Source organism: Bradyrhizobium sp. USDA 241 (assembly GCF_049739505.1).
Classification (GTDB): Bacteria; Pseudomonadota; Alphaproteobacteria; order Rhizobiales; family Xanthobacteraceae; genus Bradyrhizobium; species Bradyrhizobium liaoningense.
In genome coordinates, this window is the sequence record NZ_JBMGPZ010000005.1 from 902,908 (window position 1) to 918,563 (window position 15,656).

The 15,656-nt window shown below is 65.8% G+C and carries 15 protein-coding genes; 9 read left to right on the forward strand and 6 right to left on the reverse strand.

Annotated elements, in window-relative coordinates; genetic code table 11:
* Positions 1-13: 13 nt before the first annotated feature.
* Positions 14-898, forward strand: coding sequence for a 4-(cytidine 5'-diphospho)-2-C-methyl-D-erythritol kinase (locus ABIF91_RS26145; protein WP_028178661.1), 885 nt, complete (start codon positions 14-16; stop codon positions 896-898).
* Here the strand turns inward: ABIF91_RS26145 and ABIF91_RS26150 are convergent.
* From ABIF91_RS26150 to ABIF91_RS26170, 5 genes are all read right to left on the reverse strand, one after another.
* On the reverse strand, positions 895-1,770 hold the full coding sequence (locus ABIF91_RS26150; RefSeq protein ID WP_035717834.1) for an alpha/beta fold hydrolase: 876 nt from the start codon (positions 1,768-1,770) through the stop codon (positions 895-897). The two genes, ABIF91_RS26145 and ABIF91_RS26150, sit on opposite strands and share 4 nt — an antisense overlap.
* A 7-nt stretch (positions 1,771-1,777) precedes the next feature.
* Entirely contained in the window at positions 1,778-2,410 is a 633-nt protein-coding gene (locus ABIF91_RS26155; protein ID WP_028178663.1) for a LysE family translocator, read from the reverse strand.
* A gap of 45 nt (positions 2,411-2,455) precedes the next feature.
* On the reverse strand, positions 2,456-3,718 hold the full coding sequence (fabF, locus tag ABIF91_RS26160; protein ID WP_028178664.1) for a beta-ketoacyl-ACP synthase II: 1,263 nt from the start codon (positions 3,716-3,718) through the stop codon (positions 2,456-2,458).
* Position 3,719: 1 nt separating this feature from the next.
* The gene (locus ABIF91_RS26165; protein WP_028178665.1) at positions 3,720-4,235 is read right to left on the reverse strand and encodes a winged helix-turn-helix transcriptional regulator; all 516 of its coding nucleotides are present in this window, start codon (positions 4,233-4,235) and stop codon (positions 3,720-3,722) included.
* A gap of 328 nt (positions 4,236-4,563) precedes the next feature.
* Positions 4,564-5,571 carry a polyprenyl synthetase family protein gene (locus ABIF91_RS26170; protein ID WP_028178666.1) on the reverse strand — a complete coding sequence of 336 codons (1,008 nt, stop codon included), beginning with the start codon at positions 5,569-5,571 and terminating at the stop codon, positions 4,564-4,566.
* Between the two features lie 132 nt (positions 5,572-5,703).
* Between ABIF91_RS26170 and ABIF91_RS26175 the strand changes: the two genes are divergently transcribed.
* The 6 genes from ABIF91_RS26175 (at position 5,704) to glyS (ending at position 11,416) form a co-directional block, all read left to right on the forward strand.
* On the forward strand, positions 5,704-5,931 hold the full coding sequence (locus ABIF91_RS26175; RefSeq protein WP_028178667.1) for a DUF2007 domain-containing protein: 228 nt from the start codon (positions 5,704-5,706) through the stop codon (positions 5,929-5,931).
* Positions 5,924-6,688 (forward strand): tRNA1(Val) (adenine(37)-N6)-methyltransferase, encoded by a 765-nt coding sequence (locus ABIF91_RS26180; protein ID WP_028178668.1) that lies wholly within the window; start codon positions 5,924-5,926, stop codon positions 6,686-6,688. The genes ABIF91_RS26175 and ABIF91_RS26180 overlap by 8 nt, the downstream gene beginning before the upstream one ends.
* Positions 6,689-6,902: 214 nt before the next feature.
* On the forward strand, positions 6,903-7,811 hold the full coding sequence (locus tag ABIF91_RS26185; protein ID WP_028178669.1) for a S49 family peptidase: 909 nt from the start codon (positions 6,903-6,905) through the stop codon (positions 7,809-7,811).
* Between the two features lie 94 nt (positions 7,812-7,905).
* Entirely contained in the window at positions 7,906-8,097 is a 192-nt protein-coding gene (locus tag ABIF91_RS26190; protein WP_028178670.1) for a hypothetical protein, read from the forward strand.
* A 197-nt stretch (positions 8,098-8,294) separates the two neighbouring features.
* Positions 8,295-9,233, forward strand: coding sequence for a glycine--tRNA ligase subunit alpha (locus ABIF91_RS26195; protein WP_028178671.1), 939 nt, complete (start codon positions 8,295-8,297; stop codon positions 9,231-9,233).
* The gene (gene glyS, locus ABIF91_RS26200) at positions 9,233-11,416 is read left to right on the forward strand and encodes a glycine--tRNA ligase subunit beta (protein ID WP_035678584.1); all 2,184 of its coding nucleotides are present in this window, start codon (positions 9,233-9,235) and stop codon (positions 11,414-11,416) included. The genes ABIF91_RS26195 and glyS overlap by 1 nt, the downstream gene beginning before the upstream one ends.
* Positions 11,417-11,671: 255 nt before the next feature.
* On the opposite strand, the gene ABIF91_RS26205 is transcribed toward glyS, so the two are convergent.
* Entirely contained in the window at positions 11,672-12,025 is a 354-nt protein-coding gene (locus ABIF91_RS26205) for a DUF1236 domain-containing protein (RefSeq protein WP_028178673.1), read from the reverse strand.
* A 223-nt stretch (positions 12,026-12,248) separates the two neighbouring features.
* Between ABIF91_RS26205 and ABIF91_RS26210 the strand changes: the two genes are divergently transcribed.
* Together ABIF91_RS26210 and ppdK are read left to right on the forward strand one after the other, a co-directional pair.
* Complete coding sequence (locus ABIF91_RS26210; RefSeq protein ID WP_008562090.1) at positions 12,249-12,404, forward strand: DUF3096 domain-containing protein; 156 nt, start codon at positions 12,249-12,251, stop codon at positions 12,402-12,404.
* A gap of 95 nt (positions 12,405-12,499) precedes the next feature.
* Positions 12,500-15,427: a pyruvate, phosphate dikinase gene (ppdK, locus tag ABIF91_RS26215; protein ID WP_028178674.1), complete on the forward strand. Its 2,928-nt coding sequence runs from the start codon at positions 12,500-12,502 to the stop codon at positions 15,425-15,427.
* Positions 15,428-15,656 lie beyond the last annotated feature (229 nt).

Consider the following 15,656-nt stretch of genomic DNA (forward strand, 5'->3'; position numbering starts at 1 on the left):
GGGCGTGTCGCCGATGTCGGCGTTGATTGAAGAGGGGCGGGCGAAGGTCAATTTGAGCCTTCGCGTCGTCGGCCGTCGTGCCGACGGCTATCATGATCTCGAAAGCGTGGTGGCATTCGCCGATTGCGCCGACCGGCTGACGCTGGAGCCGGGGGACGAGCTGAAGCTCACCACCACCGGGCCGCTGGCGGAGGCTTGCGGCGAGACGTCCGACAATCTCGTGCTCAAGGCCGCCAAGCTTCTGGCCGAGGCGGTGCCCGGCCTGAAGCTGGGCGCGTTCGCGCTCGACAAGGTGCTTCCCGTTGCGGCGGGCATCGGCGGCGGTTCGGCCGATGCCGCGGCGGCGCTGCGGCTCCTGGCGCGTCTCAACGATTTGTCGCTCGATGATCCCCGCGTTCAGAAGGTCGCACTCGCGACCGGCGCCGACGTGCCCGTGTGCCTCATCTCGCGCGCCTGCGACATGACCGGCGTCGGCGAGCAGCTATTGCCGCTCGCGCTGCCGAGCATGCCCTGCGTCATGGTCAATCCGCGCGTGCCGGTCGCGACCAAGGACGTGTTCCGGGCACTGGGGCTGCGCAACGGCGAGCTTCTGGTTGGCGTCACCGACGTCATCCGCGCTCCGGCCTGGCCCGGGGAGGGCGCCTCTATTTCCGATTGGGTCGAGGTTCTGGAAACCGTCGCCAACGACCTTGAAGCGCCTGCGCTGCGCATCGAGCCCGTCATCGGCGAGGTGCTGGAAGCCTTGCGCACCTCCGCCGACGTCAAGCTCGCCCGCATGTCCGGCTCCGGCGCGACATGCTTTGCGATCTACGGCGCGCCGGCCGAAGCCCATGCCGCCGCCGAGAAGATCCGGCGCGACCACCACGGCTGGTGGGTGCATGCAGGGACCTTGAGCTAACCCGCGCCGTCCCCGTCGAGTCCGAGAAACCTTCGGATCTCATCCAACACCTGCTGCGGCTTGTCGTGCTGCAGCCAGTGTCCCGCGCCCGCGATGGTCTCGATGCGCGCCTGCGGAAAGTAGCGCTCCAGGCCTGCTGCCCTGGCACCGGCGAGAAAGCTTTCGCCGGCATTGAGCAGCAGCGTCGGGCAGGTGATGCGTGACCAGAGCTCGATGTGGTCGTCGGGCCAGAGCCGGTGCGGCGCAGCGGCGCGCTGATAGGGATCGAACTTCCAGCTAAAGGTGCCGTCCTCGTTCTGCCGTGCGCCATGCGTGGCGAGATGCAGGGCGAGGTCGCGGGACAGGCGCTTGTTGTGAAGCATCATCTGCGCGGCGGCGTCCTCGAGCGTGGCATAGCGGCGCGGGGTGCGGTCGTGCAGCTTGTCGAGCTGGCCGACCCATTTGGCGATGCGCTCATGCGCGGGCGGCTTTGGCGTATCCGGCAACATGGTCACGCCGTCGAGGACCACGAGCTTCGAGACCTGTTCGGGGAATGAGCCCGAAAAGATCAGGCTCACCATGCCGCCCATCGAATGGCCGATGAGAGTGACCTGAGGCGCTGCGATATTGCGGACGAGCTGGGAGAGATCGTAGACATATTCCGTCAGCGCGTAGCTGCCGCCTCGGGTCCAGTCGGAATCGCCGTGACCGCGCAGGTCAGGCGCGAGCACGTGAAAATGCGGCTGCAACGATCGGGCAATGTGATCCCAGCTCCGGCAATGATCGCGGCCGCCATGGACGAGGATGAGAGGTGGCGCGCTCTCGTTGCCCCAGTCGGCGTAATGCAGCCGCAGGCCGTGCGATTCATGGAAGCGGCTTTGCGGGGCGAGCATCGAGGCGCTATCCATTCACCGGCCGCCGCGCCAGCGCGAGCGAGAGGCCGAGGCTGGCGATGAAGACGCCGGAGCCTTGCGTGAGCCGCCGCATCAGCTGCGGCCGTCCGATTAGCTGCGTGCGTGTCGCGGACGCCATCAGCACCACCACGACATCGGCGAGCGTGTTGAGCGCGACCGAGATCGCACCCAGCACAATGAATTGCAGCGTCGGGTTCGATCCGGAGGGATCGAGGAATTGCGGAATGAAGGCAAGGAAGAACGCCGCCGTCTTCGGGTTCAACGCTTCGACCAGCACGCCGTCGCGGAAGGCACGCTTGTCGCCGACGGCCGCGCTCTCGAGCGACAGCGCGCGACCGGCGCTGCGAAACGTCTTGATCCCGAGCCAGATCAAATAGAGCGCGCCGACGAATTTCACGACGGCAAACAGTTCCGCGCTGGCCAGGATGATTGCGGAGATGCCGAGGCTGCCCGCGACGACATGAACGAGCCCGCCGAGCGCTGTGCCTGCGGTCGACGCCAGGCCGCTGGCGCGTCCCTCCGACAGGGTTCGTGCCGCGACGTAGAAAATGCCGGGGCCCGGAACCGCGGCGATGAGACAAGCTGCGGCCAGGAACAGCCAGAAATTCGTTTCGGTCATTCTGTTTTCGTAGCGGAGCGAGCGGCGATTGCAAGGCCCTCTCGCTTAGCCCATCTGGCGGAAGATCACGCTGGCGTTCACTCCGCCGAACCCGAACCCGTTGGAGATGGCGCTCTGCATCGGCATCGCTCTCGCTGCGCCGGCGACGATGTCGATGCCTTCAGCGCCGGGATCCGGATTTTCGAGATTGAGCGTCGGCGGCGCGATCTGGTCGCGCAAGGCCACCACGGTGAAGATCGCCTCCAGCCCGCCGGCGGCGCCGAGCAGGTGCCCGGTGGCCGATTTGGTCGCGCTCACGGCAATGCCACGGTTACGGCCGAACAGCGCGGCGATCGCGCCGAGCTCGCTCTCGTCGCCGGCCGGCGTCGACGTCGCGTGCGCGTTCAGGTGCTGCAGATCCGCGGGCTCGAGCTTCGCCTGCCGAAGCGCGATCTCCATGGCGCGGCGGGCGCCGTCGCCATCGGGCGGACCCGAGGTCATGTGATAGGCGTCCGCAGTCGTGCCGTAGCCGACGATCTCCGCGATCGGCGTCGCGCCGCGCGCCAGTGCATGTTCCAGCGCCTCGATCACCAGGATGCCGGCGCCTTCGCCCATCACGAAGCCGTCGCGGTCGCGATCGAACGGGCGCGAGGCGCGCACGGGCTCGTCGTTGAAGCCGGTCGACAGCGCGCGGGCCGCGGCAAAGCCGCCGAGGCTGACGATGTCGATGCAGGCCTCCGCACCGCCGCAGATCGCGACATCGGCCTCGCCGGCGCGGATCATGCGCGCGGCATCGCCGATCGCCTGCACGCCGGCGGCACACGCCGTGACCGGCGTGCCCAGTGCGCCCTTGTAGCCGTGTTTGATCGAAACCTGGCCCGCGGCGAGATTGGCGAGGAACGAAGGGACCGTGAACGGCGAGAGCCGGCGCGCACCGCGCTGCTCGGTGATGCGCACCGCCTCCGCCATCGCCGGAAAGCCGCCGATGCCGGAGGCGATGATCGTCGCGGTGCGCTCCAGCGCGCTTGCGTCCTGCGGCATCCATTTGGCCTGTGCGACCGCTTCTGCAGCGGCCAGCAGCGCGAACAGGATGAAGCGGTCCATCTTGCGCTGGTCTTTTGGCGCGGCCGCCTGCGCGGGATCGAAGCCGCCCTCGGCATCATCGGCGTTGTCGGGCACGAGACCGGCGATGCGCGCCGGCAGTGCCTGCGCCCATTCGGGCAGAGGGCGCAGCCCGCTTTGGCCGGCGAGCAGCCGCCGCCACGACAATTCGACCCCACAGCCGAGCGGCGACACCGCGCCCATGCCGGTCACGACGATACGACGCATGTCAGTCTCCAGCCGGCGTAACTGCCGGGTTCATGGCCTTGAGCGAAGCGAGCCGCGCGCGCATTCCGCGGCTGGCGCGGGGACCCGGAACGGCGACCGCGTTGGCGAGCGTGATCGGCTGCATGTCGGCGGCGTCGACCACGACCGGATCGAATGGGCGAGCGTCGCTCCGGTTTGCCAGCACGATGGATGCGCCCTTCGGCGCGAGATGCTTGTTGCCCCAGGCAAGCAGCGCGACGATCACCGGAAAGAAATCCCGCGCCTTGTCCGTCAGCACGTATTCGTAGCGCGGCGGACGTTCGTTGTAGCGGCGCCGGGCGAACATGCCGCTCGCGGTGAGATGGGCGAGGCGCCGCGACAGGATGTTCGGCGCGATTCCGAGGCTTTGCGCGAATTCGTCGAACTTCGTCGCGCCCTGAAACGCATCGCGCAGGATCAGGATGCTCCACCATTCGCCGACCGTCTCCACGGCGCGGCCGACGGGGCATTCCTGGATGGAGGGAGATTTGGGCTGCATGGCAGGCAACGTAGGTTAGTAACTTGCAAAATGCAAGTTACTACATGCGAACCGCAAATGCGGGCGAAGCGGGCCAATGCGAAACTATGTTTGATGAGACGTGAGGTGGGCGTCGACCAAATCGCTCTCGTGCCCCGGACACAGCGCAGCGCCTCTTTGCGGTGCGCTGCAGGGCCGGGGCCCATGTCGCCGATGATTATGGATGTCGCGTGGGTCCCGGCTCTGCGCAGCAGCGTTTCACGCTGCAGCGCGTCCGGGACACGAGAGCGAGCGGTGTCGTCGCGTCTTGCTCGCAATGACGAGGTGGAAAGAGCCTTAGGGTGGGAGCCTAGTGCGACCGTGCCAAACAGAACGCCACGACCTGCTCCAGCGCGCTCTTCATCGGCGAGGGCGGGAACAGCGCGAGCGCGTCGACGGCCATGGCGCCGTAGTGCTGGGCGCGGCTCAGCGTATCCTCGAGCGCGCGGTGCTTGTTCATCAGGCCGATGGCGTGGTCGAGATCGCCGTCGCCGATCTCGCCGCGCTCCAGCGCGCGGATCCAGAAGGCGCGCTCGGTGTCGTTGCCGCGGCGGAAGGCCAGCACGACCGGCAGCGTGATCTTGCCCTCGCGGAAATCGTCGCCGGTGTTCTTGCCGAGCTTGGCGCTCTTGCCGCCATAGTCGAGCACGTCGTCGACGAGCTGGAAGGCGATGCCGAGATTCATGCCGACCGAGCGGCAGGCGGTCTGCTCCGCCTTCGGCCGGTTGGCGATGACGGGGCCGACCTCGCAGGCGGCGGCGAACAATTCGGCGGTCTTGCCGCGGATCACGGCGAGATATTCGTCCTCGGTGGTCGCGGTGTTCTTGGCGGCGGCCAGCTGCATCACCTCGCCCTCGGCGATGGTGGCGGCGGCCGCGGAGAGGATGTCGAGCGCGCGGAGCGATCCAACCTCGACCATCATGCGGAAGGCCTGGCCGAGCAGGAAGTCGCCGACCAGCACGCTCGCCTCGTTGCCCCAGAGCATGCGCGCCGACAGCTTGCCGCGGCGCATCTCGCTCTCGTCGACGACGTCGTCGTGGAGCAGGGTGGCGGTATGCATGAACTCGACGGAGGCCGCGAGCTTGATATGGCCGTCGCCGGCATAGCCGGCCAGGTTGGCCATGGCGAGCGTCAGCATCGGGCGCAGGCGTTTGCCCCCGGAGGAGATCAGGTGGTTGGCGACCTCCGGGATCATGGTCACCTCGGAGCCGGTCCGCGACAGAATCGTGGCGTTGACGCGCTCCATGTCAGGGGCGACAAGGGCAACCAGCTCTTCGATCGACGCGCCGGGAGTTTCGAAAGGTACGATGACGGCCACGCCGGTCTCCAATATTTGCCCCGGAAGGGCTATTCTGATGGAAAGACAATAGAAACTGGCGACGGACGCGGCAAGACCTCGGAACCATTGACATTTGCCGCATGCCCCCCTTTCAGGCAGGAGATCTGCGTTTTGCGCGAACTGGTTCGGACCAATGACATGGTGCTGGTGTCGGCGATCGGCGCGCTGCTCGACGGTGCCAACATCCATCATCTGGTGCTGGACCAGAACATGAGCATCATCGAGGGCTCGCTCGGCATATTGCCGCGGCGGATCCTGGTTCATGAGGACGATGTCCAGGAAGCCAGGGCTCTCCTCACCGAAGCCGGCCTCAGCCACGAACTGCGCGGCGATGATTGAGGCCGCAGATATTACCGAGGACGCCTTTCTCGGCGGGCAATTGCGGTTGAAGCAGAAGCGATCCGGCCATCGCGCCGGGCATGACGCCATCTTGCTTGCAGCCGCGACCGACGCCCTGGCGAGGGACCGCGTAGTCGATTTCGGCGCCGGTGTCGGTACGGCCGGTCTGGCGCTGGCCCGCCGCGTCGCGGGCATCAGGCTCAGCCTGGTCGAGATCGATCCGGAGCTGGCCGAGCTCGCGCGCGGCAACGCGGCGGCGAACGCGATCGCCGCCGAAACGATCGTCCTCGACGTCACGGCCGAGCCGCAGGCCTTTGCGTCAAACGGGCTGTCGCCCGACAGCGTCGACGTGGTGTTGATGAATCCGCCCTTCAACGATCCGGCCCGGCATCGCGCCTCGCCGGATCGGGCGCGTCACACCGCGCATGTGGCGACGGAAGTGACCCTGCATGCGTGGGTGCATGCAGCGCGGCGTATCCTCCGATCCAATGGCGTGCTGACCCTGATCTGGCGTGCAGATGGAATCGCCGAAGTCCTGGCAGCGCTGTCACGCGGTTTCGGCAGCGTCTCGATCCTGCCGGTTCACGGCGAGGCGGGGCGGCCCGCGATCCGCGTGCTGGTGCGTGCGGTGAAAGGCGGCCGGGCCCCGACGCGATTGCTGCCGGGCCTCATGCTCAACGACGAGAAACGCTTATCCAAAAGCGAGGTGACGGAGATTCTGGAAGGGAGAGCGGCCTTGCCGCTGGTGGAACCGTGAGGGCTTACCGGGGAAGCGATTCCGACTGCTGCTCTTGCGGCGACGTGAGGCGGATCGCCATGAACAGCGCGCCCATCAGCAGCATCAGAAGATAGATTTTCATGGTGTTCTCCGCTGCCTCATTGCAGCCTCCCAACGGGAAAACTGCAAAGCACGTTCCGGGCACTTCCAATGACAGTCGCGTGATAAGAAATGGTTAATCAGAGGTAACGGCATGGCCGAACAATTGAACGATCGTGAGAGTTCCGGCCTGGCCGACAAGCTCATGCAATATCTGCCGGCGCGATTTCGACCGGGTACCCCGGTGGTGCCGGTGGTGCGGCTGTCAGGGGTGATCGGTGCGGTGACGCCGCTGCGCCCCGGGTTGACGCTTGCCGGCATCGCGCGGGTGCTTGAGCGCGCGTTTTCGTATCGGCACGCCAAGGCCGTGGCGCTGGTGATCAATTCTCCCGGCGGCTCGCCGGTGCAGTCGCGTCAGATCTACTTGCGCATCAAGCAACTTGCGGCGGAGAAGAAGCTGCCGGTGCTCGTGTTCGTCGAGGACGTCGCGGCATCCGGTGGCTACATGATCGCCTGCGCCGGCGACGAGATCATCTGCGATCCGTCATCGATCCTCGGCTCGATCGGCGTGGTCGGCGGCAGTTTTGGTTTCCAGGAGGCGATCAGGCGGCTCGGCATCGAGCGGCGCCTCTATACGGCCGGCGAACACAAGGCGATGCTCGACCCGTTCCTTCCCGAAAACCCCGATGACGTCGCCAAGCTGAAGTCGATCCAGCGCGAGATCCACCGGATCTTCATCTCGCTGGTCAAGGACAGCCGCGGCGCACGGCTGAAGGGAGCGGACGAGACCCTGTTCACGGGCGAATACTGGGCTGGCGACAGTGCCATCGCGCTGGGGCTCGCCGACGGCATCGGCGATCTCCGCTCAACTCTTCGTGCCCGCTACGGCGAGAAGGTTCTCACCCCCGTGATCGCGCAGCCGACCGGGCTGCTTTCCGGCCTTTTGGGGCGGAAATCTCCCGGCGCGGGGCAGCTTTCAGCCCTGGAATCAATGGCCGGCTTGCCGGACGAGCTGATCTCGGCGGTCGAGACGCGGGCGATCTGGGCGAAATTCGGGTTCTAGGCAGCGCCATTTGGTCCGGGCCGCGCCAATTGCGGCGCTGGCCCATCTGCGCAACAATGCAGGTGGGGGCTGAGCACTAGACGAGGATCGACTGATGCCGCCGTTCGTCGCTTTCGCGGGCGTCTTGGGCGGGCTTGCCGTGGTCCGCTGGGCCTACAAGACCGCTGTCCGGATCAACCAGGAGCTGGAGGAGATGCGCCTGTCGCGTGTCGCCGAAGCCGCCCGCATGGGGGATATCCAGACGCTGAAGCGTGACCCCGTGACCGGAGCTTATCGTCCGGGTTAGCTGCCACAGTCGTCGTGCCCGGGCTTGTCCCGGGCATCCACGTTCTTTGTGCGGTTACACAAGGCGTGGTTGGCCGGGACAAGCCCGGCCATGACGGAGTACAGGGCCGCTTTCCGGCCCCCTTCGCCTTGATTCCCATCACCGCCGTCGATACGGTCCCGCGCGATTCAAACCCCCCGCGAGAGCCCGATCTGACGATGGACGCCTCATTGCCCGCCCATATGCGCCCGGAACGCTCGTTCCAGGGCTTCATCCTCGCGCTCCAGCGGTTCTGGGCCGAGCAGGGCTGCGTGATCCTGCAGCCCTACGACATGGAAATGGGCGCGGGCACTTTCCATCCGGCGACCACCCTGCGCGCGCTCGGGCCAAAGCCCTGGAATGCGGCCTATGTGCAGCCCTCGCGACGGCCCAAGGACGGCCGTTACGGCGAGAACCCGAACCGGATGCAGCACTACTACCAGTTCCAGGTGATCATGAAGCCGTCGCCGCCGAACCTTCAGGATCTGTACCTGAAGTCGCTCGCCGCGATCGGCATCGATTCCGCCGTGCACGACATCCGCTTCGTCGAGGACGATTGGGAGAGTCCGACGCTGGGTGCCTGGGGTTTGGGCTGGGAGTGCTGGTGCGACGGCATGGAGGTCAGTCAGTTCACTTATTTCCAGCAGGTCGCGGGCTTCGAATGCGCACCGGTCGCGGGTGAGCTCACCTATGGCCTCGAGCGCCTCGCGATGTATGTGCAGGGCGTCGACCGCGTCTACGACCTCAACTTCAACGGCCGCGAGGGTGACGCCAAGGTCACCTATGGCGATGTCTTCCAACAGGCCGAGCAGGAATATTCGCGGCACAACTTTGAATACGCCGACACCGCGATGCTGTTCGAGCAGTTCAAGATGGCGGAAGCGGCCTGCCGGAAATATCTCGACGCCGGCTGGCGCGAAGGCGGCAATCGGAAACAGCATCTGATGGCGCTGCCGGCCTACGACCAGTGCATCAAGGCGAGCCATGTCTTCAATCTGCTCGACGCGCGCGGCGTGATCTCCGTGACGGAGCGGCAGAGCTACATTCTTCGCGTGCGCGAGCTGGCCAAGGCCTGCGGCGAGGCCTGGATCCACACTGAAGCGGGCGGAGCGGCCTGATGCCCGATCTTTTGCTTGAACTGTTCTCGGAAGAGATTCCCGCGCGCATGCAAGGGAAGGCGGCCGACGATCTGCGCCGCATGGTCACCGACAAGCTCGTCGCCGAAGGTCTCGTCTACGAGGGCGCGAAGGCTTTCGCGACGCCGCGCCGCCTCGCGCTCACCGTGCACGGAATCCCTGCGCGCCAGCCCGATCTCAAGACCGAACGCCGCGGCCCCAAGATCGGCGCGCCCGATGCGGCCGTGCAGGGCTTCCTGAAGGCGACTGGCCTGAAGTCGCTGGAAGAGGCCAAGATCCAGCGCGACCCCAAGGGTGATTTCTACATCGGATTGATCGAGAAGCCCGGTCGCGACGCGATCGACGTGCTCGCGGAAATTCTCCCCGTCATCATCCGCACCTTCCCCTGGCCGAAATCGATGCGCTGGGGCGCGCGTTCCGGAAAACCCGGCTCGCTCAACTGGGTGCGCCCGCTGCACGCGATCACCGCGACGTTCGGGCTCGAGACCGAAGAGCCTGATGTCGTGAAATTCTCGGTGGACGGCATCGAGGCCGGCCAGACCACTTACGGCCATCGCTTCCTTGCGCCCGCGGCTATTTCCGTGCGCCGGTTCGAGGACTATGAGGCCAAACTGCTCGACGCCAAGGTCGTGCTCGACGCCGAGCGCCGCAAGGATGCGATCCTCACCGACGCCAAGCAGCTCGCGTTCGCGCAAGGCTTCGAACTCGTCGAGGACCAGAACCTGCTCGACGAGGTTGCCGGCCTCGTCGAATGGCCGGTCGTGCTGATGGGCTCGTTCGAGCCGGAGTTCCTGGCGACGCCGGCGGAGGTGATCCGCGCCACCATCCGCAACAACCAGAAGTGCTTCGTGGTGCGCGATCCCAAAACGGGCAAGCTCGCCAACAAGTTCATCCTGGTCGCCAACATCGATGCGACCGACGGCGGCAAGACCATCATCGCCGGCAACGAGCGCGTGATCCGCGCGCGGTTGAGCGATGCGAAGTTCTTCTACGAGACGGATCTCAAGACCAAGCTCGAGGATCGGCTGCCGAAGTTCGAGCAGATCGTGTTTCACGAGAAGCTCGGCACGCAGGCCGAACGCATCAAGCGCATCGAGCGCCTTGCCGCGGACATCGCGCCGCTGGTCGGTGCCGATGTCGCCAAGGCCACGCGCGCCGCGCATCTGGCGAAGGCGGATCTGCTGACCGAAGTCGTCGGTGAATTCCCCGAGGTGCAGGGCCTGATGGGCAAGTACTACGCGTTGGCGCAGGGCGAGGATGCGTCTGTCGCTGCAGCCTGCGAGGAGCACTACAAGCCGCAAGGCCCGGCCGATCGTGTGCCGACCGATCCGGTGAGCGTCGCGGTGGCGCTAGCGGACAAGATCGATACGCTCATCGGCTTCTGGGCGATCGATGAGAAGCCGACGGGCAGCAAGGACCCGTATGCTCTGCGTCGCGCGGCGCTGGGAATGATCCGAATACTGGTCTCGAATAATATCAGCCTGCGCTTATGGAATGTCTTCTCCATCGCCACGACGATCTATCGGAATAGTGGCAATGCGGCCGTCATCGCTGGCATCGATGCCTGGATCGGAAGAGGTCGTATCGAGGGTGAAAGCGTCGACGACACATTAACCCGAGTCGTAGAGGGGTTAGGTGCGTCAGGACTCCAGGAATTCTTCGCTGATCGGCTTAAAGTCCAGCTCCGCGAGCAGGGCGCGCGGCACGATCTCGTCGACGCCGTGTTCGCGCTCGGCGGCCAGGACGATCTCCTGATGATCGTCCGCCGCGTCGAGGCGCTCGGAAAATTCCTCGACAGCGACGACGGCAAGAACCTGCTCGCCGGCACCAAGCGCGCCAGCAACATCCTCTCGATCGAGGAGAAGAAGGACAAGCGCAGCTTCGACGGTGCGCCGGATGCCGCGCTCTACAGCCTCGACGAGGAGAAGGCGCTGGCGAAGGCGATCGGTGAGGTGAAGGCGGAAGCCAGCGCTGCGGTGGCAAAGGAGGACTTTGCCGCCGCCATGAGCGCCATGGCGAAGCTGCGTCCGCCGGTCGATGCCTTCTTCGACAAGGTGCGCGTCAACGACGACGATGCGAAGGTGAGAGAGAACCGCCTGAAGCTTCTGAACGAGATCCGCAGCGCCACGCGCGCGGTGGCGGATTTCTCGAAGATCCAGGATTGAGGCGCGGGTATTGCGGCTCTCATGCCCCGGACGCAGCGCAGCGCTACTTCAGCGGTGCGCTGCAGGGCCGGGGGCCCATGCTGCCGCGTGCTCGGAACCCTGGGTCCCGGGTCGCGCTTCGCTTGCCCGGGACACAAGATAGAAAGTGCCCCACCCGGCGGGGGGAAGGACCGGGCGGGGCCTGATGTCCGTTCAACACTGCTCGCGCCAGCCTGATATGGCGCGCCGGACATCTAGTCGATCTCGGTCAGTCGATCAGTCCAGCACCTCGACGATGCGGCGCGAGCGCGGCTCGACCAGCACGGTCTCGCCGTTCACGACGGTGTAGCGATAGGTTGTGGCGCCAAAACGTTGCGGCACGTCATAATAAGTGACGCCGCTTTCGGGTAAGGTGGTGCCGACCACCACGCGATCCGGAATCCGGAAGGGCGGCACACGTTGCTCGACGACATATTCACGGAAGGCCGGCCGCTGTTCGACCGCAATGGTCGGGGCGCTGTCGACAACGGCGGGCGCGCGTCCCACCGTGACACCGCTTTGCGCCTGCGCCGCAAGAGGCGAGCCGATCGCGGCCGCGAGCGCTGCAAGAGCAAGAATCCTGTTCCGCATGGACAACTCCTTCGACGTGATTTCGGACGCGCGAACGGCGCGACCGGTTGCCAATGCGTGCCTCATGGCAATGTTCCGGGAAAAGGCCTGCCGCATTCGCGGCAATTTCGGGCAGTTTTCTTGACCGACGGAACTCGCGATGCGTCCCGCGCATCTCTACTCCCGGAACCGGGCCGGCTATGATCCGCGCGCGATTCGCCTCACCTCCACAGAAAGATAGTTCATGCACATCACCGTCGCCCACATTTCGCCGATCCTGTCGTTGATTGCGGGCGTGCTCATCCTGATCATGCCGCGACTCCTCAACCTCATCGTCGCGATCTTCCTCATCGTCAATGGCGCGATCGGGCTCGGGCTCCTGAAGTGGCTCCGCTTCTAGGCGTCACTTTTCGGAACTGTCCGACTTGCGCGGGCCCGCCCAAAATGGTGTAAGGCCCGCGATTTCCCATTCCTCTCGCAGGTTGTGTGCAAGCTATGGCTAAAGCCGCCTCGAAGCCTAAGAAAATGCCAGCGAAATCAAAGTCCTCTGCCGTCGCGAAAGCCGCGCCGCCGGCCCGCAAGACGCTGGCCAAAAGCGCGCCTAAGCCGGTCGCCAAGCCCGCTGCAAAGTCCGTAGCCAAGCCGGCGGCAAAGGCCGTGACCAAGGCGGCTCTGCCGAAGGTCGCCGCGAAGCCCGCACCGAAGAAGACTGCGCCCGCCAAGGCAGCGCCAGCCGTGGCCAAGGCCGGCAAATGGGTGTTCACATTCGGTGACGGCAAGGCCGAGGGCCGCTCGGAAATGCGCGACCTGCTCGGCGGCAAGGGCGCCAACCTCGCCGAAATGGCCAATCTCGGCCTGCCGGTGCCTCCCGGCTTCACCATCCCGACCTCGGTCTGCACCTATTTCTACGCACACGACAAGACCTACCCTAGGGAATTGCAGTCGCAGGTTGAGAAGGCGCTCGACTATGTCGGCAAGTTGACCGGCAAGATCTTCGGCGATGCCAAGAACCCGCTGCTCGTCTCCGTGCGCTCCGGCGCGCGCGCCTCGATGCCGGGCATGATGGACACCGTGCTCAATCTCGGCCTCAACGACCAGACCGTGGAAGCGCTGGCCGAATTGTCGGGTGACCGCCGCTTCGCCTTTGACAGCTATCGCCGCTTCATCACCATGTATTCCGACGTGGTGCTCGGCTTCGAGCACCATCACTTCGAGGAAATCCTCGACACCTTCAAGGATACGCAGGGCTACACGCTCGACACGGACCTGTCCGCCGAGGACTGGGTCGAACTGGTCGGCAAGTACAAGGACGCGGTCGCGCGCGAGACCGGCAAGGAGTTTCCGCAGGATCCGCACGACCAGCTCTGGGGCGCGATCGGTGCGGTGTTTTCCTCCTGGATGAACGCGCGCGCGGTGACCTATCGCAAGCTGCACGACATTCCGGAATCCTGGGGCACCGCGGTCAACGTGCAGGCCATGGTGTTCGGCAACATGGGCGAGACCTCGGCGACCGGCGTTGCCTTCACCCGCAATCCCTCGACCGGCGAGAGCAAGCTCTACGGCGAGTTCCTGATCAACGCGCAGGGCGAGGACGTGGTGGCGGGCATCCGCACGCCGCAGGACATCACCGAGGAGGCGCGGAAGGAGTCGGGCTCCGACAAGGCGTCGATGGAATCGGCGATGCCGGAGGCCTTCAAGGAGCTGACGCGGATCTACACGCTGCTCGAGAAGCACTACCGCGACATGCAGGACATGGAGTTCACGGTCGAGCAGGGCAAGCTCTGGATGCTCCAGACCCGCGGCGGCAAGCGCACCGCGAAAGCGGCGCTGCGCATCGCGGTCGAGCTCGCCAATGAGGGCCTGATCTCGAAGAAGGAAGCGGTGACGCGGATCGATCCGGCCTCGCTCGACCAGCTGTTGCACCCGGCCATCGATCCCGACGCCAAGCGCGACGTGATCGCGACCGGTCTGCCGGCATCCCCGGGTGCAGCCTCCGGCGAGATTGTGTTCTCCTCGGATGAAGCGGCCAAGCTTCAGGCCGACGGGCGCAAGGTGATCCTGGTCCGCATCGAGACCAGCCCGGAAGACATCCACGGCATGCACGCTGCCGAAGGCATCCTGACCACCCGCGGCGGCATGACCTCGCACGCGGCGGTGGTCGCGCGCGGCATGGGCAAGCCCTGCGTCTCCGGCTGCGGCACCATCCGCGTCGATTACGGCCGTGGCACCATGAGCATCGGCTCGCGCACCTTCAAGACCGGCGACGTCATCACCATCGACGGCTCGCTCGGCCAGGTGCTCGCCGGCCGGATGCCGATGATCGAGCCGGAGCTGTCCGGCGAGTTCGGCACGCTGATGAACTGGGCCGACCAGGTCCGCAAGATCGGCGTGCGCGTCAATGCCGACACGCCCGACGACGCGCGCACCGCCATCAAGTTCGGCGCGGAAGGCATCGGCCTCTGCCGCACCGAGCACATGTTCTTCGAGGAGACGCGCATCCGCACGGTGCGCGAGATGATCCTCTCCGAGGACGAGCAGTCGCGCCGCGCCGCGCTCGCAAAGCTGCTGCCGATGCAGCGCGCCGACTTCGTCGAGCTGTTCGAGATCATGAAGGGCCTGCCCGTCACGATTCGCCTGCTTGACCCGCCGCTGCACGAGTTCCTGCCGCACACCCATGCCGAGGTCGAGGAAGTGGCGCGCGCCATGAACACCGACCCGCGGCGCCTCGCCGACCGCGCACGCGAGCTCTCGGAGTTCAATCCGATGCTCGGCTTCCGCGGCTGCCGAATCGCGATCGCCTATCCGGAGATCGCCGAGATGCAGGCCCGCGCGATCTTCGAGGCGGCGGTCGAGGCCGAGAAGCGCACCGGCAAGGCCGTCGGCCTCGAGGTGATGGTGCCGCTGATCGCGACCAAGGCCGAGCTCGATCTCGTCAAGGCGCGGATCGATGCGACCGCCCAGGCGGTGATGCGCGACACCAACACCAAGCTGGCCTATCAGGTCGGCACCATGATCGAGCTGCCGCGCGCCTGCCTGCTCGCGGCCGAGATCGCACAGTCGGCCGAGTTCTTCTCGTTCGGCACCAACGACCTGACGCAGACCACCTACGGCATCAGCCGCGACGACGCGGCGAGCTTTCTCGGGACCTACGTGGCCAAGGGCATCCTCCCGATCGATCCCTTCGTCGCGCTCGACCAGGAAGGCGTCGGCGAGCTCGTCAAGATCGGCGTCGCACGCGGCCGCAAGACGCGTCCGAAGCTTAAGGTCGGCATCTGCGGCGAGCACGGCGGCGATCCCGCGTCCGTCGCCTTCTGTCACCATATCGGCCTCAACTACGTCTCCTGCTCGCCCTACCGCGTGCCGATCGCCCGCCTTGCAGCGGCGCAAGCCGCGCTCGGCAAGGCCATCGCCAGCCAGGCGTAAGCAAAATTAGGATGCTGGAATGAGAGAGGCGGGGGCCAAGCTCCGCCTCTTTCATTTTACGTCACGCTCTTTCAACATCGTCGTTGCGCTCGCAATGACGAGTTCGTGGGACGTGCTCGCCACACACTCCGCTGTCATCGCCCGGCTTGACCGGGCGATCCAGTACGCCGAGACGGTAGTGATTGAATCGAGACGCGGCGGCGTACTGGATTCCCCGCCTTCGCGGGGA

What these genes read in the sequence shown, in the direction of transcription:
- ABIF91_RS26145 (WP_028178661.1), top strand. Translation starts at nt 14, where the DNA reads ATGTCGGCGTTGATTGAAGAGGGGCGGGCGAAGGTCAATTTGAGCCTT.
- ABIF91_RS26150 (WP_035717834.1), bottom strand. Translation starts at nt 1,770, where the DNA reads ATGCTCGCCCCGCAAAGCCGCTTCCATGAATCGCACGGCCTGCGGCTG.
- ABIF91_RS26155 (WP_028178663.1), bottom strand. Translation starts at nt 2,410, where the DNA reads ATGACCGAAACGAATTTCTGGCTGTTCCTGGCCGCAGCTTGTCTCATC.
- fabF (WP_028178664.1), bottom strand. Translation starts at nt 3,718, where the DNA reads ATGCGTCGTATCGTCGTGACCGGCATGGGCGCGGTGTCGCCGCTCGGC.
- ABIF91_RS26165 (WP_028178665.1), bottom strand. Translation starts at nt 4,235, where the DNA reads ATGCAGCCCAAATCTCCCTCCATCCAGGAATGCCCCGTCGGCCGCGCC.
- ABIF91_RS26180 (WP_028178668.1), top strand. Translation starts at nt 5,924, where the DNA reads ATGATTGAGGCCGCAGATATTACCGAGGACGCCTTTCTCGGCGGGCAA.
- ABIF91_RS26185 (WP_028178669.1), top strand. Translation starts at nt 6,903, where the DNA reads ATGGCCGAACAATTGAACGATCGTGAGAGTTCCGGCCTGGCCGACAAG.
- ABIF91_RS26190 (WP_028178670.1), top strand. Translation starts at nt 7,906, where the DNA reads ATGCCGCCGTTCGTCGCTTTCGCGGGCGTCTTGGGCGGGCTTGCCGTG.
- ABIF91_RS26195 (WP_028178671.1), top strand. Translation starts at nt 8,295, where the DNA reads ATGGACGCCTCATTGCCCGCCCATATGCGCCCGGAACGCTCGTTCCAG.
- glyS (WP_035678584.1), top strand. Translation starts at nt 9,233, where the DNA reads ATGCCCGATCTTTTGCTTGAACTGTTCTCGGAAGAGATTCCCGCGCGC.
- ABIF91_RS26205 (WP_028178673.1), bottom strand. Translation starts at nt 12,025, where the DNA reads ATGCGGAACAGGATTCTTGCTCTTGCAGCGCTCGCGGCCGCGATCGGC.
- ABIF91_RS26210 (WP_008562090.1), top strand. Translation starts at nt 12,249, where the DNA reads ATGCACATCACCGTCGCCCACATTTCGCCGATCCTGTCGTTGATTGCG.
- ppdK (WP_028178674.1), top strand. Translation starts at nt 12,500, where the DNA reads ATGGCTAAAGCCGCCTCGAAGCCTAAGAAAATGCCAGCGAAATCAAAG.